The 21859-nt window shown below is 73.8% G+C and carries 19 protein-coding genes; 8 read left to right on the top strand and 11 right to left on the bottom strand.

The features are described 5' to 3' along the window. Window positions 1-26: 26 nt before the first annotated feature. From ACFY23_RS28605 to ACFY23_RS28590, 4 genes are read right to left on the bottom strand one after another with little or no spacing between them, the layout of a single operon-like run. The gene (locus ACFY23_RS28605) at window positions 27-1508 is read right to left on the bottom strand and encodes a 2-hydroxymuconic semialdehyde dehydrogenase (RefSeq protein WP_350684433.1); all 1482 of its coding nucleotides are present in this window, start codon (window positions 1506-1508) and stop codon (window positions 27-29) included. Window positions 1509-1531: 23 nt separating this feature from the next. Next, window positions 1532-2869, bottom strand: a complete 1338-nt coding sequence (locus tag ACFY23_RS28600) for an NAD(P)/FAD-dependent oxidoreductase (RefSeq protein WP_350684415.1) — start codon at window positions 2867-2869, stop codon at window positions 1532-1534. Next, window positions 2866-4173: a kynureninase gene (kynU, locus tag ACFY23_RS28595; RefSeq protein ID WP_350684414.1), complete on the bottom strand. Its 1308-nt coding sequence runs from the start codon at window positions 4171-4173 to the stop codon at window positions 2866-2868. Before kynU ends, ACFY23_RS28600 begins: the two co-directional genes overlap by 4 nt. A 19-nt stretch (window positions 4174-4192) precedes the next feature. After that, window positions 4193-5095, bottom strand: a complete 903-nt coding sequence (locus tag ACFY23_RS28590) for a tryptophan 2,3-dioxygenase family protein (protein WP_350819604.1) — start codon at window positions 5093-5095, stop codon at window positions 4193-4195. A gap of 169 nt (window positions 5096-5264) precedes the next feature. On the opposite strand from ACFY23_RS28590, the gene ACFY23_RS28585 reads away from it, so the two are divergent. From ACFY23_RS28585 to ACFY23_RS28575, 3 genes are all read left to right on the top strand, one after another. Continuing rightward, the gene (locus tag ACFY23_RS28585; RefSeq protein ID WP_350686614.1) at window positions 5265-5723 is read left to right on the top strand and encodes an Lrp/AsnC family transcriptional regulator; all 459 of its coding nucleotides are present in this window, start codon (window positions 5265-5267) and stop codon (window positions 5721-5723) included. Between the two features lie 137 nt (window positions 5724-5860). Further along, a complete protein-coding gene (locus tag ACFY23_RS28580; protein ID WP_350686617.1) occupies window positions 5861-6337 on the top strand; it encodes a hypothetical protein in 477 nt (158 codons plus the stop codon). 12 nt (window positions 6338-6349) lie between these two features. After that, a complete protein-coding gene (locus ACFY23_RS28575) occupies window positions 6350-7198 on the top strand; it encodes a class F sortase (protein WP_350686612.1) in 849 nt (282 codons plus the stop codon). 14 nt (window positions 7199-7212) lie between these two features. On the opposite strand, the gene ACFY23_RS28570 is transcribed toward ACFY23_RS28575, so the two are convergent. Then, window positions 7213-7746: an HNH endonuclease gene (locus tag ACFY23_RS28570; protein WP_350686610.1), complete on the bottom strand. Its 534-nt coding sequence runs from the start codon at window positions 7744-7746 to the stop codon at window positions 7213-7215. A gap of 297 nt (window positions 7747-8043) precedes the next feature. Here ACFY23_RS28570 and ACFY23_RS28565 point away from each other — a divergent pair, with 297 nt between their 5' ends. The 3 genes from ACFY23_RS28565 (at window position 8044) to ACFY23_RS28555 (ending at window position 11232) form a co-directional block, all read left to right on the top strand. Next, window positions 8044-9096, top strand: coding sequence for a mechanosensitive ion channel family protein (locus tag ACFY23_RS28565; protein WP_350686609.1), 1053 nt, complete (start codon window positions 8044-8046; stop codon window positions 9094-9096). A 230-nt stretch (window positions 9097-9326) separates the two neighbouring features. Next, entirely contained in the window at window positions 9327-10751 is a 1425-nt protein-coding gene (locus ACFY23_RS28560; RefSeq protein ID WP_350686607.1) for an MFS transporter, read from the top strand. 91 nt (window positions 10752-10842) lie between these two features. Further along, the gene (locus tag ACFY23_RS28555; protein ID WP_350686615.1) at window positions 10843-11232 is read left to right on the top strand and encodes a globin; all 390 of its coding nucleotides are present in this window, start codon (window positions 10843-10845) and stop codon (window positions 11230-11232) included. 122 nt (window positions 11233-11354) lie between these two features. Here ACFY23_RS28555 and ACFY23_RS28550 read toward each other — a convergent pair whose 3' ends face one another. From ACFY23_RS28550 to ettA, 4 genes are all read right to left on the bottom strand, one after another. Further along, on the bottom strand, window positions 11355-11942 hold the full coding sequence (locus ACFY23_RS28550; protein WP_350686605.1) for a YbjN domain-containing protein: 588 nt from the start codon (window positions 11940-11942) through the stop codon (window positions 11355-11357). A 149-nt stretch (window positions 11943-12091) separates the two neighbouring features. Next, on the bottom strand, window positions 12092-12805 hold the full coding sequence (locus ACFY23_RS28545; RefSeq protein WP_350819602.1) for a hypothetical protein: 714 nt from the start codon (window positions 12803-12805) through the stop codon (window positions 12092-12094). Continuing rightward, complete coding sequence (locus ACFY23_RS28540; protein ID WP_350685339.1) at window positions 12802-13248, bottom strand: thioesterase family protein; 447 nt, start codon at window positions 13246-13248, stop codon at window positions 12802-12804. The genes ACFY23_RS28545 and ACFY23_RS28540 overlap by 4 nt, the downstream gene beginning before the upstream one ends. 1 nt (window position 13249) lies before the next feature. Next, window positions 13250-14926, bottom strand: coding sequence for an energy-dependent translational throttle protein EttA (gene ettA / locus ACFY23_RS28535; protein ID WP_350685337.1), 1677 nt, complete (start codon window positions 14924-14926; stop codon window positions 13250-13252). 331 nt (window positions 14927-15257) lie between these two features. Between ettA and ACFY23_RS28530 the strand changes: the two genes are divergently transcribed. After that, the gene (locus ACFY23_RS28530) at window positions 15258-16658 is read left to right on the top strand and encodes a trehalose-6-phosphate synthase (RefSeq protein ID WP_350685336.1); all 1401 of its coding nucleotides are present in this window, start codon (window positions 15258-15260) and stop codon (window positions 16656-16658) included. Between the two features lie 38 nt (window positions 16659-16696). Next, window positions 16697-19261, top strand: coding sequence for a trehalose-phosphatase (otsB, locus tag ACFY23_RS28525; protein ID WP_387038844.1), 2565 nt, complete (start codon window positions 16697-16699; stop codon window positions 19259-19261). A gap of 145 nt (window positions 19262-19406) precedes the next feature. Here the strand turns inward: otsB and cobA are convergent, their stop codons facing one another. Then, a complete protein-coding gene (gene cobA / locus ACFY23_RS28520; RefSeq protein WP_350685333.1) occupies window positions 19407-20690 on the bottom strand; it encodes a uroporphyrinogen-III C-methyltransferase in 1284 nt (427 codons plus the stop codon). A 76-nt stretch (window positions 20691-20766) separates the two neighbouring features. Next, window positions 20767-21849 (bottom strand): nicotinate-nucleotide--dimethylbenzimidazole phosphoribosyltransferase, encoded by a 1083-nt coding sequence (locus ACFY23_RS28515; protein WP_387038841.1) that lies wholly within the window; start codon window positions 21847-21849, stop codon window positions 20767-20769. Window positions 21850-21859 lie beyond the last annotated feature (10 nt).

The following is a 21859-nucleotide window of genomic DNA, read 5'->3' as shown; positions in this document are numbered from 1 at the left end:
CCCGATGATTCGCTCGGTGCGCTCGCTCATGAGAAGTCCACACAGACGTTGGTGAGTTCGGAGTAGAAGTCGAGCGAGTGCACGCCGCCCTCGCGCCCGATCCCGGACGCCTTCACCCCGCCGAACGGGGTGCGCAGGTCGCGCAGGAACCAGGTGTTCACCCAGACGATGCCGGCGTCGAGCCGGGCCCCGGCCCGGTGCGCCCGCCCGACGTCCCGCGTCCAGACCGTCGCCGCCAGGCCGTACTCGGTGCCGTTGGCCAGCGCGTACGCCTCCTCCTCGTCGTCGAAGGGGGCGACGTGCACCACCGGGCCGAAGATCTCCTCGGTGTTGGTGCGGGCGTCCGGGCCCAGCCCGGTCAGCACCGTCGGCTGCACGTACGCGCCGCCGTCGCGGGCGTCGCCGAAGGCGGGCGTGCCGCCCCCGGCCAGCACCTCGGCGCCCTCGGCGCGGGCGAGGTCGTAGTGACCGAGCACCTTGGCGCGGTGCTGGTGCGAGATCAGCGGCATGTTGACGGTGGCCTCGTCGGCCGGCCAGCCGTACGGCAGCTCCTCGGCCCGCTTGGCGAGCCGGGCCGTGAACTCCTCGAACACCGGGCGCTGCACGTAGATCCGCTCGGTGCAGAGGCAGACCTGCCCGCCGTTGGTGAAGCTGGAGCGCACCGATCCGGCCACGGCCGCGTCGAGGTCGGCGTCGGCGAAGACCAGGCCGGCGTTCTTGCCGCCCAGCTCGAAGGAGACGGCCTTCACGCCGTCGGCCGCGGCCCGCATGATCGCGCCGCCGGTGGCCGACTCGCCGGTGAAGGTGATCGCGTCGACCCCCGGGTGGCGGGTGAGGAACTCCCCGGCCGAGTCCGGGCCGAAGCCGTGCACCAGGTTGAACACCCCGTCCGGCACGCCGGCGGCGGCCATCACCTCGGCGAGCAGGGTCGCCGACGCGGGCGTCTCCTCGCTGGGCTTCACCACCACCGCGTTGCCGCAGGCCAGGGCCGGGGCGACCTTCCAGGTGAGCAGCAGCAGCGGCAGGTTCCACGGCACGATCACCGCGACCACGCCGACCGGCTTGCGGACCGCGTAGTTCAGCGCCCGGCCGCCGGTCGGGGTGACCGTGGTGAAGGACTCCGTCGGCGCGGTCGCCACGATCTCGGCGAAGGCGCGGAAGTTCGCCGCGCCGCGCGGGATGTCCAGGGTGCGGGCCTGCGAGATGGCCTTGCCCGTGTCGGCGACCTCGGCGGTGACCAGGTCGTCGAAGCGGCGCTCCAGCTCGTCGGCGACCCGGCGGAGCACCTCGGCGCGCTCCCGCTCCCCCATCCGGCCCCACGGCCCGCGCAGCGCCGCCCGCGCGGCAGCCACCGCGTCGTCCACGGTGGAACGCTCGGCCTCCACGACCTCGAAGACCGGCTCGCCGGTGACCGGGCTGCGCTTCGTGAACCGCCGCCCGGCGTCGACGAACTCGCCGCCGACGAAGTTGCGCAGCAGGCCCGGGCCGTCGGGGGCCCGCCCGGTCATCAGCCGGGGATCCCAGGTGACGGTCATCGACGCCTCCCTCGGTTGATCGCCACGCCGACCGCGCCGGCCAGCAGCGCCGCCGCGCCGGCGGCCACCGCCCCGAGCACCCGGTGCTGACGGCGGACGCGCCGCACCACCTCGGCGTACGGGGTGGTCGAGAAGGACACCAGCTCGTACCGGGAAACGTACCGGCCCGGCAGCGCCCGTTCCAGCGCGTGCTCGACCTTCCGCCCGGCCTGGAACAGCGGGGAGGCCACCTTGTCCCGCATCTCCACGAAGTTGGCCAGCGCCATCCGCGCGATGGCCTCGGCGTTGGCCTGCCGCCGCTGCTGGAACAGCGGCAGCGCCGCGGACCAGTCGTCGGCGCACTCGTCCAGGCAGCGGTCCAGCTCGACCACGTCCTCGAAGGCGCAGTTGGCGCCCTGGCCGTAGAACGGGACGATGGCGTGCGCCGCGTCGCCGAGCAGGCCGACCTTCCCGTCCGCCTGCCACGGCGTGCAGCGCACGGTGCCGAGCACGCCCACCGGGTTGTGCTGGTAGTCGTCGACGAGGTTCGGGGCGAGCGGCGGCAGGTCCGGGTAGTGCTCGGCGAAGTGCCGCTCGATCGCCGCCGGGCTGCCCAGCGAGGCGAAGCTGGCGGTGCCGTGGGTGGGCCAGAAGAGCGTGCAGGTGAACGAGCGGTCCGGGTTCGGCAGGGCGATCATCATCGAGGTGCCGCGCGGCCAGATGTGCAGCGCGTCCGGGTCGAGGGCGAAGTCCCCGCCCAGCGGCGGGATCGTCAGCTCCTTGTAGCCGTAGTCGAGGAAGTCCAGGCTCTCGGTCAGCAGCCCGTACGCCAGCAACTGCCCGCGCACCGCCGAGCCGGCGCCGTCGGCGCCGAGCACGACCGACGCGCTGGCCGCGACCTTGCCCGCCGGGGTCTCGAAGGTCATCTCGCCCGTGGCCGGGTCGAGCCCGACCAGCCGGTGGTCGAAGGCGATCCGCACCCCGGGCAGGGCGGTGGCCGCGTCCAGCAGGGCGTTGTTCAGCGCGCCCCGGCTGATCGAGTTGATCGCCCGGTCGCCGGAGGCGCTGTACGACTGGAACTGCGGCTCCCCGTCGACCGGGTGGATCATCCGGCCGCGCATGGGCAGCGCGTCGGCGAGCACCTGCCCGTCGAGGCCGATGCGGCGCAGCGCGTCGAGGCCCCGCTCGGAGAGCGCCAGGTTGATCGAGCGTCCCCGCTCGACGGTGCCGGTACGCGGGTCGGGCCGCCGCTCGTAGAGCGCCACCGGGTAGCCGCGGCGGGCCAGGAAGCAGGCCAGCAGGCAGCCGGCCAGGCCGGCGCCGACGACCGCGATCTCGTCGCGCTCGCCCGTCATCGGGTCACCTCCACCGTGGCGGCCAGCGCGTCGGCGACCCGCCAGCAGTCGTGGTACGTGGAGTAGAGCGGCACCGGCGCGAACCGGACGATGTCCGGTTCCCGGGCGTCGGCGATCACGCCGTGCTCGTGCCGCAGCCGCTTGGCCAGCCCGGCGGCGCTGCCCGCGCCGATGCGCACCGAGAGCTGGCAGCCCCGCCGCTGCGGCTCACGCGGGGTGACCACGGTCAGCGGGCGGTCCGCGGTCACCTCGTCGAGCAGCCCCGCGAGGTAGCCGGTGAGCCGGATGCTGCGCTCCCGCAGCGCCGGCATGCCGACGGAGTCGAACAGCTCCAGCGAGGTCCGCACCGGGCCCATCGCGAAGATCGGCGGGTTGGAGACCTGCCACGCCTCCACGGTGGCCGGCGGCCGGGAGACCGGGGTCATCTCGAACCGGGTCGCCGCGTCGGTGCTCCACCAGCCCTCGAAGCGCGGCAGCCCGGGGTCGCCCAGGTGCCGCTCATGCACGAACACGCCGGCCAGCGCGCCGGGACCGGAGTTGAGGTACTTGTAGGAGCACCAGGCGGCGAAGTCGACGTCCCAGTCGTGCAGGGCCAACGGGACGTTGCCGGCGGCGTGCGCCAGGTCCCAGCCGACCACGGCCCCCGCCGCCCGGCCGGCGGCCGTGATCGCCGGGATGTCCATGAGCTCGCCGGTGAGGTAGTTGACCCCGCCGAGCAGCACCAGCGCCACCCGGTCGCCCTCGGCGGCCAGGTAGTCGGTCACGTCCTCGGTGCGCAGGGTGTCCTCGCCGTCGCGCGGGCGCAACCGGACGACGGTCGCGTCCGGGTCCAGGCCGTGGAAGCGGGCCTGGCTGCGCACGGCGTAGCTGTCCGAGGGGAAGGCGCTGTCCTCGATGACGATCCGGGTGCGTGCCCCGGCCGGCCGGTAGAAGCTGACCATCAGCAGGTGCAGGTTGACCGTCAGGGAGTTCATCACCACGACCTCCGCCGGGGCCGCGCCGACCAGTCGCGCGGCGGGCGCCGTCAGCAGCTCGTGGTACGGCAGCCAGGGGCGTTCCGCCTCCAGGTGGCCCTCGACGCCCAGCCGGCTCCACGCGTCCAGGTCGGCGAGCAGCTCGCCACGGGTGGCCCGCGGTTGCAGGCCGAGGGAGTTGCCGGCCAGGTACGCGGCCTCGGGGTAGCGCCCGCCGTCGGCCGGCGGCACGTGGAACAGGTGGCGGTGCCCGGGGTCGGCGGCGTCGCGGCGGTGCGCCTCGGCCTCGCCGACGGCGAACCCGGAGGATCGTGGTGCGGGGGTGCTCATGGAGTGTCTCGCTCTCGGGTCACATCGCGGTCCGGGCCGACCACAGCTCGGGGAAGACCACCCGGGCCATGCTGCGCTGCAACCACGCCAGCCCGGCGGAGCCGCCGCTGCCGACCTTGGCGCCCATTGTGCGCTGCACCGCCTTGACGTGGTGCTGCCGCCAGTCGCCGAACTGCTCGGCGACCTCGGTCAGCGCCTCGCCCAGCAGGCGGAGGTGGTTGTCCGGCCCGGCGTCGGCGTAGATCCGCACCCAGGCCGCCTCGACGGCGGCGTGCGGCTCGTGCTCGACGGCGACGTCCCGGTCGAGCAGGTCGGCCGGGAGGTCGTGGCCGTGCCGGGCGAGCAGCGCGAGCACGTCGTCCCAGAGGCTCGGCGCGGCCAGGGTGGCCCGCAGCTCGGCGTACACGTCGGCCTGTCGCCGGAACGGCCGGATCAGCGCCTCGTCCCGGAGCCCGAGCAGGAACTCCAGGTGCCGGTACATCGCCGACTGGAAGCCGGAGCCCTCGCCCAGCAGGTTACGGAACCGGTTGAAGTCGGCCGGGGTCATCCAGCGCAGCCCCTTCCAGGCGGCGTTCAGCGCCTCCAGGTGCAGGGCGGCACGGCGCAGCGGGGCCAGCGCGTCCCACACCCGGTCGGCGCGCAGCAGCCGCTGGGTCTCGCGCAGCTCGTGGCAGGTCAGCCCGAAGTACAGCTCCATGATCTGGCTGACCATCAGGAAGGACATCTCGCCGGGGTCGTCGCTCAGCGGCTGCTGCAACCGGTGCAGCGTGCTGGCCTGCACGTACGCGTCGTACGGCACCCGCTCGGCGAACTCCAGGGTCGGCTCCCCGCCGTTGCGCGCCGCCCGGGCGGCGCGCTGCCGCGGGGTGACCGGGCGTACCGCCGCCCGGGTGGGCGCCGCCCGCAGGTCCGTCTGCTCCACCCGTCCTCCTCTGCTCGCTGGGGTGCGCCGGCCGGGTCGGGCCGGATGACCGACATGGTCTCGCGGTGGAACGGGCAGATGGAATGCCGGATCAACGGCTCTACCGCCGTCGGACCTGTGGCGAGGAAGGTGCGAGCGCGATTCGGCTTGGGGAACGTAAGGTCGCCTCATGGACGACATGGACTGGGCGCTGCTGCGGGAGCTGCAGGCCGACGCACGCCTCTCCTTCAGCGAGCTGTCCCGGCGGGTGCACCTGTCACCGCCGGCCGTGGCCGAGCGGGTGCGCCGGCTGGAGGAGTCGGGGATCATCACCGGCTACCACGCCCACGTCGACCTGACCCGGGCCGGCCGCACGGTGGTCGCGCTGATCCGGATGTCCTGCTACGGGTCGCGGTGCATCCTGCACGACCCCGAGGTGGCGGGGTGGCCGGAGATCCTGGAGATCCACCGCATCACGGGCGACGCGTGCAGCATGCTGAAGGTGGCGGCCGGGTCGATCGGGGAGTTCGAGGCCGTCATCGACCGGCTCGCCCCGTACGGCCAGCCGTCCAGCACGATGGTCCTGTCCACCCCGCTGGAGTGGCACCCCGTCACGCCGCTGCCCTCCTCCTCTCCCCGCCACCGCTGACCGCGATCCGGGTTTGCCCCCGGGCCAACGGGAAAGCAGGCGCTGTTGCCCGGGGAGGATTCCGGTGATCGTCACCGGAAGGGGGGATCATGCCGGTGCTCACAGCGTTCACACGTGCCCTGACCAGTGCCCTGTCCGTGTTGGGCCTGGTCGGGGCGTTCGTCCTGATGACGGTCGCGCCCGCGCGCGCGGGCGAGAACGTCTTCGTCGAGGTGGTGCCCAACAGCGCCCAGGCGGGCACCCGGGTCTCCATCCGGGCCAGTTGCGACAACGCCAACAACCGCCAGGCCACCGTCCGTTCCGACGCGTTCGGGGGGCCGGTGGTGCTCCGGCCCGACAACGGCTTCCTGACCGCCAAGGCCACCATCCCGGGCAACAAGCAGCCGGGGGACTACCCGGTGGACCTGCGCTGCGACAACGGCAACACCGCGACGACCACACTCACGGTCCTGAACATGGAGCAGCCCACCAAGGGACCGGCGACCGGGGGCGGCGGCACCGCCGGCGGTACGGGCACCGGCTCCGTGCTGCTGGTGGGCGGCCTCGCCGCGGTGGCCCTGGCCGTGGGCTTCGGATTCTTCGGCAACCGTCGTCGGACCGGGGCCGGTTCCTGACCCGCCGCCGCCATGGCCCGCTCCCGAAGGCGTACCAGGCGATCCGATCCGGGCCGGGTCCGGGCGGCCACCCGGCGGGCGCTGCGGGCGTCCCGCCGGGCCGCGGCCGCCACCGCCCGCCGGCTGCGGCGGGTGGCCGGGGAGACGGTGTCGGCCAGCGTCGCCACCACCGACCCGGCGGCCGGGCCGCTACCCGCCCGACCCCGACGCCGCTGGGTCGCCGCCGGCCGTCGGCTGGCGCCCGGCCGGGGCCCCGGGCTCCCGGTCCTGGTGATCGGGACGCTGATGGTGCTGATCATCGCGATGCTCGCCGTGGAGCGGGTCGCCGGCGTGAGCATGCTGCCCGACCGGTTCATCGCGGGGCTGCGGCCACCGCCGAAGAAGTTCCCGGTGCTGCCCGCCAGCCGCCCCGTCGACATCACCATCGACACGATCGACGTCCGGGCGCCCGTGCACAACGTCGGCATCGCCCCCGACGGCAGCATCGCGGTGCCGGACGCCGCCCGCGCGCAGGAGGCCGGCTGGTACGACCAGGGCCCGACCCCGGGGCAGTACGGCCCCGCCGTCATCGTCGGGCACGTCGACACCTCGACCGGGCCGGCGGTCTTCCACAAGCTGCGGGACCTGCGGGAGGGCGACTCCGTCGAGGTCACCCGTGCCGACCGCTCGGTGGCGGTCTTCGAGGTGGACACGGTCGAACGCTTCGGCAAGGAGCGGCTGCCCGTCGACGAGGTCTTCAACGACTTCAGCCGCCCCCGGCTGCGCCTGATCACCTGTGGCGGCCGCTGGGTCGGCGGGGAGACCGGCTACGCCGACAACGTGGTGGTCTTCGCGTCCCTGGTCCGCTCCCGCACCGCCTGACCCCGCTCGGCCGGTCAGGCAGCCTCGGGCTCACGCAGGTCGAGCCAGTCGGCCCAGCGGGGGTCGGGCACCCGGTGGCCGAGGACCCGCCAGGCGGTGCCCTTCGGGGCGGCCGGCAGCGCGTGCAGCCGCCAGCCCAGCTCGGCCGGGGTCTTGTCGCCTTTGGTGTGGTTGCACCGGGCGCAGGCCGCGACGACGTTCTCCCAGGCGTGCCGGCCCCCGCGGCTGCGCGGGAAGACGTGGTCGATGGTCTCGGCAGGACCCCGGCAGTAGGCGCAGCGCCAGCCGTCCCGGGCGAAGATCGCCCGCCGGGAGAGCCCGACGTGGGTGCGGTAGGGGACCCGGACGAAGCGGGTGAGCCGGACGACGGACGGCACCGGCAGCGCGTTGCGGGCGCTGTGCAGGACGCCGTCGCCGTCGGCGACGCAGACCGCCTTGGCGGAGAGCACGAGGATGGCGGCACGACGCACGGACACGACACACAGCGGCTCGTAGGTGGCGTTGAGGACCAGCGCACCGGAGCCCACCGTGGGTCGTATGTCAGGCATCGCGATCACCCTCCCGGTTCAGCGGCCCCGCACTCACCACCGCCGACCGGAAACGGGCACAGCGACCCACCACGGCCGACGCCGGCCGGATCACCGACGTCCGTGCGCCCATCGTCCCTGATCGGCCCCCGGATTGCACGTACTAATCCGGGGGTCCCTCCGGAAGCGTTTCCCCCGTCTGTCACGATGACCGGTTCGCCCGCGTACGGCCGGCTCGAGCCGGCATCGGGCGGGGCCCCGGTCACGCCCCGGAGGGTCGGCGGGAGTGAACGGCCGCGGGTGCGGTACGAAGACAGCGTGACCGCTGCCAGCCTGCCGCCGCTCGCCCTGCCCGTCGTCGAGGCGCCGGAGCCGGACCCGTCGCCGACCTGCCTGAACGACGCGCTCTGCCGCAGCGTCTACGACATCACCAACTCGGTGTGGTTCGCCGAGGGCAGCTACTGGATCCTGCTCAAGCCGCTGCGGATCGTCATGATCCTGCTGCTGGCGGTCGCCGCCCGGTGGCTGGTGCACCGGACCATCAGCCGGCTGGTGCGCACCACCAGCGACGCGGGCGTGCCCACCATGCTGCGGCCCCTGCGCGAGCGGATCCCCACCGCCGCCGTCGAGCCGGGCGAGTTCGTCCCGGAGCGGCGCCGCCAGCGGGCCGAGGCGATCGGGTCGGTGCTGCGCAGCCTCAGCACGGCGTTCATCTTCGGCATCGCGGTGCTGATGGTGCTCAAGGAGTTCAGCTTCGACCTGGCCCCGCTGCTGGCCAGCGCCGGCATCGCGGGCGTGGCGCTCGGATTCGGCGCGCAGAGCCTGGTCAAGGACCTGATCGCCGGCCTGTTCATGCTGATCGAGGACCAGTACGGCGTCGGCGACACGGTGGACCTCGGCGAGGCGACCGGCGTGGTGGAGTCGGTCGGGTTGCGGGTCACCACCGTCCGCGACGCGCGGGGCGTGCTCTGGTACATCCGCAACGGCGAGATCATCCGGGTGGGCAACAAGAGCCAGGGCTGGGCCTTGGTGGTGGTGGACCTGCCGATCGGCTTCGCCGGCACCGAGCAGGCGACGGCGGTGCTGCGGACCGCGGCCGCCTCGGTGGCGGTGGACCCGGAGCTGGCGCCGGAGATCGTCGAGGCGCCGGAGGTGCTGGGCGTCGAACAGATGACGGTCGAGGGCGCGGTGATCCGTACGGTGGTCAAGACGACCGCCGACGGGCAGTTCGCGGTCGGCCGGGAGCTGCGGCGCCGGCTGGCCGAGGCGCTGGAGAACTCGGGTATCACCGCGAAGATCGCGGCCGCCCGGCTCTATCCCGGCGTGCCGATCGCCGCCCCCGGCGAGACCGGGCAGGGCGGCGCGACCTGAGCGGGCCGGGCCGCCATCGGCGGGGGTCGCGGTCCGGGCGACCCCTCGGGTATCGTCCGTTCGTTCAGTCGGAGATGCGACGATCAATCCGTTCGCCCTAGCCAGTTGTCAGACGATCGGGCAGAATCCGGTGCACGCGCTCCCAAGAGCGTGTTCACGTCCTCGCTTATCCGTGAATCTGACGACGGTTCCCGGGCACCGTCCATCACGAGTGGCCGGCCCAGGGAACGATGGAGGCGACGGTGCCCGACGAGCGACCATCCCCGGAAGGTCCGGCAACCTTCCGTGAGGTGTTCGCCAATCGCGAATACCGCGCCGTCTTCACGGCGAGCGCTCTCTCCTGGATCGGCGACTACATCGCCAAGGCCGCGGTCACCCTGCTGGTCTACGAGGAGACCCGGTCGGTCGCACTCTCGGCGGCCGCGTTCGCGGTGAGCTACCTGCCCTGGCTGGTCGGCGGCCCCCTGCTCGCCACCCTCGCGGAGCGGCACCGCTACCGGCAGGTCATGGTGGTCTGCGACGTCGTCCGGATGGTGCTGATGGTGGGCATCGCCATCCCCGGCATGCCCGTCCCGCTGATCCTGGCCCTGCTCTTCGCCACCACCCTGGCCAATCCCCCCAGCCAGGCCGCCAAGTCCGCGCTGATCCCCCTGATCCTCACCGGGGACCGGCTGGTGGTGGGCCTGTCGATCAACAGCAGCGTCGGCCAGGCCGCCCAGGTCGTCGGCTACCTCGCGGGCGCCGCCATCGCCGCCTTCAACCCCACGGTCGCGCTCCTGGTGAACGCGGCGACGTTCGCCCTGTCGGCCGTGCTGGTCCGCTTCGGCGTGGCGGACCGGCCGCCGGCGATGACCGCGGCGCACCGCAGCCACCTGTTGCGGGAGACCGCGGAGGGCTTCCAGATCGTGTTCGGCACCCCGGTGCTGCGGGCGATCGCCGTCCTGGTCTTCGCCGCCATGCTCTTCTCGGTGGTGCCGGAGGGCCTGGCCGCCGCCTGGGCCAGCGAGCACGCCGGTCATCTGGACGCCGGCGCCGCCCAGGCGATCATCATGACGGCCAGCCCCGTCGGCTTCATCGTCGGCGGCCTGGTGGTCGGCCGGGCGTTCGGGCCGGACCGGCGACTGACCATGATGCGACCGCTGGCCGTGCTCTCCCCGCTGACCCTGGTGCCCGCCCTGTTCGACCCGCCACCGCTGGTGGTGGCGCTGCTCGCCGCGGCCTCCGGGTTCGCCGTCGCCGGCATGCTCCCGGTGGCCAACGGCCTCTTCGTCCGGGCCCTGCCCGCCGGCTTCCGGGCGCGCGCCTTCGGGGTGATGGCCACCGGCGTTCAGGTGATCCAGGGCCTGGCCGTCCTGATCACGGGGCTGCTGTCCGAGCGCTACCCGATCCCGATCGTGGTCGGGGTGTGGAGCGCGGTCGGCGTCCTGCTGATGGTGCTCGCCGCCCTGCACTGGCCGAGCCGGCCGACCGTCGACGCGGCCGTCGCGGCGGCCGAGGCGGCGGGCCGGGCGAGCGCGGGCACGGCGGCCCCGCGGGCCGGTGCGGAGACCGGGCCGTCGGGGGACGACCGGCGCGGCCCGTCGGAGCAGCTCGACGGCGACCCGGTGGGCGGCCGGCCGGGCGAGACGGGCTACCGGCGGCACGCGGTGAGCTGACGCACAGCCGCCACCCCCCGACGCCCCGGATGGCACCTGGCAGGATGGAACGGTGAATGCCGCAGGTGAGTCCGACCGTCCCGGCGCGTCGATGACCCTCTTCGAGGCGGTGGGCGGCGAGCCCACCTTCCGCAAGCTGGTGGACGAGTTCTACGCCGGGGTCGCCACCGACCCGCTGCTGCGTCCCATGTATCCCGAGGAGGACCTCGGCCCCGCCGCGGACCGGCTGACCCTGTTCCTCATGCAGTACTGGGGCGGCCCGAACACGTACTCCGCCCAGCGCGGGCACCCCCGGCTGCGGATGCGCCACGCGCCGTACCGGATCGGCGCCGCCGAGCGGGACGCGTGGCTGCTGCACATGCGCCGCGCCGTCGACCGGCTCGACCTGCCGCCGGAGATCGCCACCGCGCTCTGGGACTACCTGGAGCGGGCCGCTTACTTCATGGTCAACGTGATGGAGGACCCGGCCGGGCCCGCCTGACCGCATGCCGGCAGCGGCGGCCGGCTACGGGCAGGCCCGCCTGCGCGTACGGCCCCGGCTCGGCGCACCGCGACCTCCGCTCAGCGCACGGCCGCCTCGGCGGCGGGCAGGACGACCTCGGCTCAGAGCAGGGCGCCCTCGTCGTGCAGCCAGTCCACGAAGCTGGTGGCGACCGCCGCGCCGCAGTCGAGCATCTCGACCAGGAGCGCGTCGTGCGCTCCGGCGCCGAACGGCACCTGCAACTCCGCGTAGATCGGCAACTGCCCGCGCTCGGTCGGGTCACCGATGTAGGCCTTGCAGAATCGGCGGGTGTGGTTCCACTCGTTGACCACCCGGTAGGCCCGGTCGGCCCAGTCGGGCGGCACCGTCGCGTGTGGACGGGCCCGCATCACCAGGATCTCGTCCTCGGGACCCTCCAGGGTGACCAGCACCGCGTGCCGTTCCCACATGGCCAGCAGGTTCCCGTCGCCGTCGGCCAGGTAGCGCACGTCGAGCAGGTCGAGCGCGTCGCAGACGCGGCGCAGAGTGACCGGCTCGACGGTGGCCGGCATGTCCGCCATCACGGCCCGCTCGGCCGCCGGACAGTCGTCTCCTGGTTGACGGGGGGCCGGTGGCCCGACCCGGACGGTGCCCTCCACTGTGATCCCGCTCCGACTTTCCGAATCACCGCCGCCATTGGCGGGACCAGGGCGCCATGACCACCACGGCATCGTTCGCGCACCTCACTCCCCAGCGGATCCAGCCGCCTACGGTGCGTTGGATCCGAGCATGGACGGTACCCGGACAGCCGGGTTGAGGCACCCCCCCAACGACAGCACCAGGACAGAAGAATGACCATGGGTCGTCCGAACGGGTGACATCAGAGGGGCCGCAGGGCAAGATCCGTAGCCTTCTGCGACCAGATCGCTCCGTAAGGTCCCACGAGTCCGACCCAACGGCTGATCGCGCGCACCTGGACGTCGCCCGCGTCGGGCGCGCCGGCGGCCCCTCCGGCGGCGCCGAGGAAGCCCATCCGGACCAACCCCTGGACCATCCGCTGGGTCACCTCGACCGGCTCGCCGGGCGGGTCGTCCGGAGAGACCACCACCGGCACGTGGTCGAGCAGGGCATCGCGCAGCGCCCGCTGGCCGACCGCGCGGCCGGCCACGCCGTGCGCGGCGGCGTCGCGCAGGGTGCCGGCCGCCGCCGCGGCGATCCGCCGCAGCTCCGCCGCCGGCAGCGTCTCCACCCGGCGGCTCGCCGGGGGCGGCAGCGGCCAGCGCCACCGCTCGTCCCGGCGGCGGGGCAGCGCCCCGCCGCCGGCCGCCAGCTCGGCGAGCAGCTCGCCGGCCGCGACCGTGACGTCGCCGGGGCCGTCGCCGGCCACGGTGCGGACGGCCAGCACCCCCCACGGCAGGTGCCCCCAGAGGGCCGTACGCCCCGCCGCGCCCGTCGGCCGCAGTCGCACCGGCGCGTCCCGGTCCAGCCGCACCAGGCGGGCGAGGAAGGCCCCCGCGTCGGCCACGTCCACGATCCCGTGCCCGCCGCCGGCCGCGCCCGCCGGGGCGGGGGCCGGTCCCCCGGCCCCCGTCACGCCGGCCCGCCCTGCGGCGCGTACGAGAGCAGGAACTCGCGCTCCTCCGGGCTGACCCGCCGGGGCGTCTGCCGGCTCAGGTCGAACGGCACCAGCACGGAGCGGGCGCGGCTGGCCAGCACGTCGCCGTCGTACAGCTCGTAGGCGACCGTGAACGACCCGGCCCGGATCTCCTCGACCCACAGCTCGATGCGCACGGTCGGCGCCGTCTCGGCGGTGGCCCGGCCGAGGGCGTAGTCGACCGGGCGCAGGTAGTCGACCTCGTGCCGACGGATCACGACCCCGTCGGCGAACGAGCCCACCCCCCACGCCCGGCCGCCGGCGAACATCAACGCCACCCGCGCCTCCTCGTAGAGGGTGAGGAAGCGCGAGTTGTTGACGTGGCCGTACGCGTCCAGGTCCGACCACCGCAGGGTGCAGTGGTAGACGAATCGGTCCGCCACGTCAGTCGCGGGTCAGCTTGCGGTAGGTCACCCGGTGCGGGCGGGCCGCCTCGGCGCCGAGCCGGTCGACCTTGTTCTTCTCGTACGCCTCGAAGTTGCCCTCGAACCAGAACCACCTGGCCGGGTTCTCGTCGTCGCCCTCCCAGGCCAGGATGTGCGTGGCGACCCGGTCGAGGAACATCCGGTCGTGGGAGATGACCACGGCGCAGCCGGGGAACTCCAGCAGCGCGTTCTCCAGGCTGCCGAGCGTCTCGACGTCGAGGTCGTTGGTCGGCTCGTCGAGCAGGATCACGTTGCCGCCGATCTTCAGCGTCAGCGCCAGGTTGAGCCGGTTGCGCTCGCCGCCGGAGAGCACCTTGGTCGGCTTCTGCTGGTCCGGGCCCTTGAAGCCGAACGCCGCGATGTACGCGCGGGACGGCATCTCGACCTTGCCGACCAGCAGGTGGTCCAGCCCGTCGGAGACCGTCTCCCAGACCGTCCTGTCCCCCGCCAGGCCGGCCCGGCTCTGGTCGACGTACGACAGCGAGACGGTGTCGCCGACCTTGACCGAGCCGGAGGTCGGCTCCTCCAGCCCGACGATGGTCTTGAACAGGGTGGTCTTGCCGACGCCGTTCGGGCCGATCACGCCGACGATGCCGTTGCGCGGCAGCGAGAACGACAGGCCGTCGATCAGCACCCGGTCGCCGAACGCCTTGACCAGGCCGTTGACCTCGATCACCGTGCTGCCCAGGCGGGGACCCGGCGGGATCTGGATCTCCTCGAAGTCCAGCTTGCGGGTCTGCTCCGCCGCGGTGGCCATCTCCTCGTACCGCTCGAGCCGGGCCTTGGACTTGGTCTGCCGGGCCTTGGCGTTGGAGCGGACCCACTCCAGCTCCTCGTCGAGGCGCTTCTTCATCTTGGCGTCGCGGCGCCCCTCGACGGCCATCCGGGCGGCCTTCTTCTCCAGGTAGGTGGAGTAGTTGCCCTGGTAGCCGATGGCCCGACCGCGGTCCAGTTCCAGGATCCAGCCGGCCACGTTGTCGAGGAAGTACCGGTCGTGGGTGATCGCGATGACCGTGCCGGCGTACTTGGCCAGGTGCTGCTCCAGCCACTGCACGCTCTCCGCGTCCAGGTGGTTGGTGGGCTCGTCGAGCAGCAGCAGGTCGGGCGCCTCCAGCAACAGCTTGCAGAGCGCGACCCGCCGGCGCTCGCCACCGGAGAGCTTGGTGACGTCGGCGTCCGGCGGCGGGCAGCGCAGCGCGTCCATGGCCAGCTCGAGCTTGGAGTCGATGTCCCACGCGTCGGCGTTGTCCAGCTCCTCCTGGAGCCGGCCCATCTCCTCCATCAGCTCGTCGGAGTAGTCGGTCGCCATCTGCTCGGCGATGGCGTTGAACCGCTCGAGCTTGGCCTTGGTCTCCGCGACCGCCTCCTCGACGTTGCCCAGGACGGTCTTGGCGTCGTTCAGCGGCGGCTCCTGGGCCAGCATGCCCACGGTGTAGCCGGGCATGAGCCGGGCCTCGCCGTTGCTCGGCCGGTCCCACCCTGCCATGATCTTGAGGAGGCTGGACTTACCGGCGCCGTTCGGACCGACCACACCGATCTTGGCCCCCGGGAGGAAGCTCAGCGTCACGTTGTCGAGCACGACCTTGTCGCCGTGCGCCTTGCGCGCCTTTTCCAGGACGTAGATGTACTGGGCCACGGTGCGGGCTACCTCCGTAGGTTGCGACTGGGGTCGGCGGGCGCGGGCGCGGGCTGCGACCTCCGCCCGCCGCCGCCGGCCGGTGGCCGGCCGCACGCACGCCGTCGTCAATCCTGACAGGTACGCGGCACCGCGCCCACATCACCCCGCCCGGCCGGCCGGGCGCGCCGCGTCGCCGCCGCCGCGGCGGCCGGCACTGTCGACAAGATCACGTACGGGGTTGGGTCGACGTGGCGCGGGTAGGTGACTCCGGCACGGGGGCCCAGACGCCGCAGCTAGGCTCAGTACGCTCATTCGCGGTTGACCCGACAGCACCCGGAGGTGTCCGAACGTGACCGTCCGCAGCTCCTTTGTCGTAGTGGCGAACCGACTGCCGGTCGACGAGGTGAGCACGCCCGAAGGACGGCAGTGGCGGCGCAGCCCCGGCGGGCTGGTCACCGCGCTGCACCCCGTGCTGGCCGAGCACAAGGGCACCTGGGTCGGCTGGGCCGGCGGCACCGGCGCCGCCCCCGAGCCGTTCGACCTGGAGGGGATCCGGCTGCACCCGGTGCCGCTGAGCGCGGAGGAGCTGGAGCGCTACTACGAGGGCCAGTCCAACGCGACGATCTGGCCGCTCTACCACGACGCGGTGGAGACGCCGGCCTACAAGCGCCGCTGGCGGGAGGCGTACCGCCTGGTCAACGCCCGGTTCGCGGAGGCCGCGGCGGAGGTCGCGGCCGAGGGGGCGACGGTCTGGGTACAGGACTACCAGCTCCAGCTCGTCCCGGCGATGCTCCGCGAGCTGCGGCCCGACCTGCGGATCGGCTTCTTCCTGCACATCCCGTTCCCGCCGATCGAGCTGTTCATGCAGATGCCGTTCCGCACCGAGATCCTGCGCGGCCTGCTCGGCGCGGACCTGGTCGGGTTCCAGCAGCGGCTCGCCGCGCAGAACTTCGTCCGGCTGGCCCGGCACCTGCTCGGGCTGCGCTACGAGGGCCAGATGATCCAGGTCGACGACCGCCAGGTGAAGGCCGGCGCGTTCCCCATCTCGATCGACACCAAGGAGATGGAGCGGCTGGCCGCCGACCCGGCGATCCAGGCCCGCGCGAAGGAGATCCGCGAGGAGCTGGGCAACCCGAAGACGATCGTCCTGGGCGTCGACCGGCTCGACTACACCAAGGGCATCGAGTTGCGGCTCAAGGCCTTCCGCGAGTTGCTCGCTGACGGAAAGTTGACAGTCCCGGACGCGGTTATGGTGCAGGTGGCCACGCCCAGCCGCGAGCGGGTCGAGCACTACCAGGCGCTTCGCGTCAAGGTGGAGCGGGAAGTTGGTCGGATTAATGGCGAATTCGGCAGGGTCGGCGTGCCGGCGGTGCATTATCTGCATCAGTCGTACAGTCGCACTGAACTGGCCGCGATGTACGCCGCTGCCGACGTGATGATGGTGACCCCGCTCCGAGACGGAATGAATCTGGTGGCCAAGGAGTACGTCGCATCACGCGCCGACCAGGGCGGTGCGCTCGTGCTCAGTGAGTTCGCCGGCGCGGCCACCGAGCTGCGTCAGGCGTTCCTGTGCAACCCGCACGACCCCGACGCGGTCAAGGACGCCCTGCTGCGGGCCGTGCATGTCGAGAAGCCGGAGGCCCGCCGCAGAATGCGGACTATGCAACGCCATCTACGCACCCACGACGTGGGGCACTGGGCCAAGTCCTTCCTCACCGAGCTCGGTGTGCCCGAGGCGGAGGAAGCGTGAACGCCGTGAGCGACATCGTCACGCCCGCGGCGGGCACGATGGACCCGGAGCTGCGCGCCGCCATCGGCCGGATCGCCCGGGTGCCGCAGCTCCTGATCGCCTGCGACTACGACGGCACCCTGGCGCCGATCGTGGAGGACCCGAGCAAGGCCGTACCACTGCCGGAGTCGGTGGCCGCCGTCCGGGCGCTGGCCGCCCTGCCCCAGACCACCGTGGCGGTGGTCTCCGGGCGGGCCCTGCGCGACCTGGCCGCGCTCTCCCGGCTGCCCAGCGAGGTACACCTGGTCGGCAGCCACGGCTCCGAGTTCGACATCGGCTTCGTCGAGCGGCTCTCCCCCGAGCTGATCGCCGTGCGCACCCGGCTGCGCGACGCGCTGCGCGAGATCGCCACGGCCCACCCGGGCATCCGGCTGGAGCGCAAGCCGGCGAGCGTCGCGGTGCACACCCGCGGGGTCGACCCGCAGGTCGCCGCCGCCGCCATCGAGGCGGTCCGCACCGGCCCCGCCACCTGGGACGACGTCACCGTCACCCAGGGCAAGGAGGTCATCGAGCTGTCGGTGGTCGCCACCCACAAGGGCACGGCCGTCGACCAGCTACGCACCCAGCTCTCCGCCAGCGCGGTGCTGTTCATCGGCGACGACGTCACCGACGAGAACGCCTTCGGCAACCTGCACGGGCCGGACGTCGGCATCAAGATCGGCCCCGGCGACACCCAGGCCGGCTACCGGGTGGCCGACCCGATCGAGGCCGCCCGGGCCCTCGGCCTGCTGCTCGAGACCCGCCGGCACTGGCTCTTCGGCGAGCGGGCGGTGCCGATCGAGCGTCACTCGATGCTGGCCAACGGCCGCACGGTGGCCCTGCTCACCCCCGAGGCCAAGGTCACCTGGCTCTGCCACCCCAAGCCGGACTCGGCGGCGATCTTCGCCGACCTGGTCGGCGGCAGCCCGGCCGGGCACTTCAGCGTCGCCCCGGAGCGCGGGGGCATCCCGCTCGGCCAGCGCTACCGCTCGGGCACGATGACCGTCGAGACCCGGTGGTCGGGCCTGACCGTCACCGACTGGCTGGACAAGCCGGCCACCGAGACCACGCCGGACGGCCCGGCCGTCATCACCGGCGACTCGACCCTCGTCCGGGTGCTCACCGGCTCCGGCCGGGTCCGGCTGGAGTTCGCTCCCCGGCCCGAGTTCGGCCAGGTCGCGGTGCAGTTGCAGCCGCTCGGCGACGGCCTGCTGGTGCTCGGCTCCAACGAGCCGGTCGCGCTCTACTCCCCCGGGGTCGAGTGGCAGGTCAGCGGCGACGGCGGCAACTACGAGACGGCCAAGGCGGTCGTCGACCTCTCCGCCGCCGGCGGGCAGGTCGTGCTGGAGCTGCGCTTCGGCACGCACAGCCTGGAACACCACCGGCTGCCGGTCCACGAGCGGCAGGCCCTCGCCGAGCAGCCGTGGAAGGACTGGGTCGCCTCGCTCCGGCTGCCCAGCACCGCGCGGGACATGGTGGCCCGCAGCGCGCTGACCCTGCGGGGGCTCTGCCACGAGGCCACCGGCTCGATCCTCGCCGCCGCGACCACCTCGCTGCCCGAGGAGCTGGGCGGCGTCCGCAACTGGGACTACCGCTACTGCTGGCTGCGGGACGCGGCGATGACCGCGCGGGCGCTGGTCGACCTGGGCTCGACGGAGGAGGCCGAGGCGCTGCTGCGCTGGGTCGACGGCTGCGTGGAGCGCACCGGCGGGCACCCGGAGCGGCTGCACCCGCTCTACACGGTGGACGGCTACGAGCTGGGCGCCGAGGCGGTCATCGACACGTTGCCCGGCTACGCCGGCTCCCGGCCGGTCCGCGTCGGCAACCTCGCCAACCACCAGCTCCAGCTCGACGTCTTCGGCCCGATCGCGGACCTGATCGCCGCCGTCGCCGACGCCCGGGGCTCGGTCCGCGAGGACGAGTGGCGGGTGCTGGAGAACATGGTCGAGGCGGTCCGCCGCCGCTGGCACGAGCCCGACCACGGCATCTGGGAGGCCCGCCTCCCCCCGCGGCACCACATCTTCTCCAAGGTCATGTGCTGGATGACCGTCGACCGGGCGCTGCACGTCGTACGCCAGCACGGCGGCGAGGACCGGCCGGAGTGGGTGGAGCTGCGCGACCGCATCGGCGCCAACGTGCTGGAGTACGGCTGGCACGAGACCGTCGAGGCGTACAGCGTCGCGTACGGGGACGAGGACATGGACGCGTCCTCGCTGTGGATCGGGCTGTCCGGCCTGCTCCCCGGCGACGACCCGCGCTTCCTCTCCACGGTGCTGCGGATCGAGGCGGACCTGCGCAGCGGCCCGGTCGTCTACCGCTACCACTGGGACGACGGCCTGCCGGGGCGCGAGGGCGGCTTCCACATCTGCACGGCGTGGCTGATCGAGGCGTACCTGCGCACCGGGCGGCGTACCGACGCCGAGGAGCTGTTCACGCTGATGGTGGACACCGCCGGCCCGACCGGCCTGCTCCCCGAACAGTACGACCCGCTGGCCGAGCGGGGGCTGGGCAACCACCCGCAGGCGTACAGCCACCTCGGCCTGATCCGCTGCGCCCTGCTGCTGGACAACATGCTCAAGCAGTGAGCTGACCAGCCAAGACGGCGGCCGGAGACCCAGTCTCCGGCCGCCGTCGCTCATCCGCCGAGATCAGACTCGACCCGAACGGACCCGAGCCCGCCCCACGGACGACGCCCACCGGGGATTTCCGGGGAGCCCGCTCGCGGAGGGATCAAGCCTGACCGCCCGGAGCGAGCGGGCTCCCCGGAAATCCCTGAAGACCAGCCCCGGCGAGGGTCGGAACCACATCCCCCACCACCACCACGGCCGGCGGCCGCAGGTCGGCGGCGACCGCGTCGGCGGCGACCGCGCCGAGCGTGGAGCGCAGCACCCGCTGCGAGCCGGTCGTCGCCTCCTGCACCACCGCGGCCGGCGTCTCGGCCGGGCGGCCGTGGGCGACCAGCGTCGCGGTGATCGCGGCGAGGTTCTTCAGCCCCATCAGGACGACCAGCGTGCCGCGCAGCCCGGCCAACGCGTCCCAGCGGACCAGGGAGGTCGGCGAGTCGGGCGCGACGTGCCCGGAGACCACCGTGAACTCGTGGGCCACCGCCCGGTGGGTGACCGGGATGCCAGCCGCGGCCGGCGCCGCGATGGAGCTGGTCACGCCGGGCACCACGGTCACCGGCACGCCCGCCGCCGCGCAGGCCAGCAGTTCCTCGCCGCCCCGGCCGAAGACGTACGGGTCGCCGCCCTTGAGCCGCACCACGAACTTCCCGGCCAGGGCTCGGTCCACCAGGATCCGGTTGATCTCCTCCTGGGCCCGGGACGGCCCGTACGGGATCTTCGAGGCGTCCACGAGCTCCACGTCGGCGCGCAGCTCGTCGAGGAGCAGCCCCGGCACCAGCCGGTCGGCGACCACCACGTCCGCCTCGGTGAGCAGCCGCCAACCCTTCACGGTGATCAGCTCCGGGTCGCCGGGCCCGGCCCCGACGAGCGCCACCCGCCCGCCCCGGGTGTAAGAAAAGGTCCCTTCCTCTACCGCAGGCGTTGATAGGGGGCCCTTCCTCACATCCAGCAGGTCGCGGATCGCGTCGCGGACGGCCATCGCCCGACGCGGGTCGCCACCGCCGAGCACGGCCACGGTCACCGGCCCGTGCCGGGTCACCGCCGGGGTCCAGGCGGTGGCGGCGGCCCGGTCGTCGGCGCGTACGCAGAAGATGCGGCGCTCGGCGGCGGCGGCGCTGACCGACGCGGCGGCGAGCGGGTCGTCGACCGCGACCTGGACCAGCCACGCGCCGTCCAGGTCGTCGGGGGCGAACCGGCGTGGCGCCCAGTGCAGCCGTCCGGCGTCGACGTGCGACCGCAGCGCCGGGGTCAGCTCCGGCGCGACGAGGAAGACGTCCGCGCCGGCGTCGAGCAGGGCGGGCACCCGGCGGGTCGCGACCGCTCCCCCGCCCACCACGACCACCCGCCGGCCGGCGAGCCGCAGGCCGAGGGGGTACGGGTTGCCGGTCACGCCGCCGCCTCGCTCCGCTTCCCGGCGGCGCGAGGCGCCACGCTACCGAGCCCGATGATTCGCTCGCTGCGCTCGTTCACTTCTCGGCCACCCCGGCCGAGTCGAAGGTGGCGACCTCGTGCAGCACCCGGACCGCGCCGGTGACCACCGGCAGCGCGAGCAGCGCGCCGGTGCCCTCGCCGAGGCGCAGCCCGAGGTCGATCAGTGGCTCCAGCCCCAGCCGGCGCAGCGCGACGGTGGCGCCCGGCTCGGCGGAGCGGTGCCCGGCCACCATGGCGCCCACGGCGTGCGGGGCGAGGGCCGCCGCGGCGAGGGCCGCGGAGACCGCGATGACCCCGTCCAGCAGGACCGGGGTCCGCCGGGCGGCGGCGCCCAGGATCAGCCCGGCCAGGGCGGCGTGCTCCAGGCCGCCGACGGCGGCCAGGACGCCCAGCGGGTCGGCCGGGTCGGGGGCGTGTCGGCGCAGCGCGGCGCGCACCACGTCCACCTTGCGGGCGTACGTCGGGTCGTCGACCCCGGTGCCCCGGCCGGTCGTCTCCGCCGGGTCCATGCCGGTGAACGCGGCGATCAGGGCGGCGGCCGGCGTCGTGTTGCCGATGCCCATGTCCCCGGTGAGCAGGATGCCCGCGCCCGCGTCGACCAGCTCGCCGGCCACCCGGATGCCGGTCTCCACGGCCGCCCGGGCCTCGTCCCGGGTGAGCGCGGCCGTGACCGCCAGGTCCCGGGTGCCGGCTCGGACGTTCGCCGCGACCAGTCGGGGCAGGTCACGGGCCGGTGCGGCGCCGGCGGCGCCCGTCGCGGAGGCGTCCGTCCCGGCGGCGTCCGTCGCGGCCGGTGCGTCGGGGGCGGGCAGCGGGGTGGCCACGCCGACGTCGACCACGGTGACCGAGGCGCCGGCCTGCCGGGCGAACGCGTTGACCACCGCCCCGCCGGCCAGGAAGTTCCCGATCATCTGCGCGGTGACCTCCTGCGGCCAGGGGGTCACCCCCTGGGCGTGCACGCCGTGGTCGCCGGCGAAGATCGCGACCGCGGCCGGCTCCGGCAGCGGCGGCGGGCAGTGCCCGGCCAGGCCGGCGAGGCGTACGGAGAGCTCCTCCAGGGCGCCGAGCGAGCCGGCCGGCTTGGTCAGGCGCCCCTGCAACTCACGGGCGGCGGCCATCGCCGGCTCG

Source organism: Micromonospora sp. NPDC000121 (genome assembly GCF_042899165.1).
In the GTDB taxonomy this organism is placed as follows: Bacteria; Actinomycetota; Actinomycetes; order Mycobacteriales; family Micromonosporaceae; genus Micromonospora.
This window is presented reverse-complemented; position numbering and strand designations above follow the sequence as displayed.

Coding starts and splice junctions, on each gene's coding strand:
- ACFY23_RS28605 (WP_350684433.1), bottom strand. CDS start 1,508: ATGACCGGGCGGGCCCCCGACGGCCCGGGCCTGCTGCGCAACTTCGTC.
- ACFY23_RS28600 (WP_350684415.1), bottom strand. CDS start 2,869: ATGACGGGCGAGCGCGACGAGATCGCGGTCGTCGGCGCCGGCCTGGCC.
- kynU (WP_350684414.1), bottom strand. CDS start 4,173: ATGAGCACCCCCGCACCACGATCCTCCGGGTTCGCCGTCGGCGAGGCC.
- ACFY23_RS28585 (WP_350686614.1), top strand. CDS start 5,265: ATGGACGACATGGACTGGGCGCTGCTGCGGGAGCTGCAGGCCGACGCA.
- ACFY23_RS28575 (WP_350686612.1), top strand. CDS start 6,350: ATGGCCCGCTCCCGAAGGCGTACCAGGCGATCCGATCCGGGCCGGGTC.
- ACFY23_RS28570 (WP_350686610.1), bottom strand. CDS start 7,746: ATGCCTGACATACGACCCACGGTGGGCTCCGGTGCGCTGGTCCTCAAC.
- ACFY23_RS28560 (WP_350686607.1), top strand. CDS start 9,327: ATGGAGGCGACGGTGCCCGACGAGCGACCATCCCCGGAAGGTCCGGCA.
- ACFY23_RS28555 (WP_350686615.1), top strand. CDS start 10,843: ATGACCCTCTTCGAGGCGGTGGGCGGCGAGCCCACCTTCCGCAAGCTG.
- ACFY23_RS28550 (WP_350686605.1), bottom strand. CDS start 11,942: ATGCCGTGGTGGTCATGGCGCCCTGGTCCCGCCAATGGCGGCGGTGAT.
- otsB (WP_387038844.1), top strand. CDS start 16,697: ATGGACCCGGAGCTGCGCGCCGCCATCGGCCGGATCGCCCGGGTGCCG.
- ACFY23_RS28515 (WP_387038841.1), bottom strand. CDS start 21,849: ATGGCCGCCGCCCGTGAGTTGCAGGGGCGCCTGACCAAGCCGGCCGGC.